Annotated in this window: 1 protein-coding gene; it reads left to right on the top strand. The window is 49.3% G+C overall.

What is annotated here, in order from left to right; translation table 11 throughout:
• Window positions 1–221 (top strand): condensation domain-containing protein (locus tag HFE01_RS26880; protein ID WP_167438893.1); only part of this gene is annotated, 221 nt, incomplete at both ends.

Genomic DNA, 221 nt, shown 5'->3' with positions numbered 1-221 from the left:
AAGCAGCAGCCTCATACTGGAAAGATTATTTGCTGGGCTATGATCAACAAACGTCGATTCCAACCGGAAAAGTCGGCACGAAAGCGGACGGTGCACAATTTGAGCATGTGTTGTGCGATCTAGGTAAGGATTTGACAGGGCGCCTGGAAATGGTAGCCAAGCAGTACCACGTGACCCCGAATACATTACTGCAAACAGCCTGGGGCTTACTGCTTCAAAAG

It is taken from the genome of Paenibacillus sp. EKM10P (genome assembly GCF_011800655.1).
Classification (GTDB): Bacteria; Bacillota; Bacilli; order Paenibacillales; family Paenibacillaceae; genus Paenibacillus; species Paenibacillus polymyxa.
This window is presented reverse-complemented; position numbering and strand designations above follow the sequence as displayed.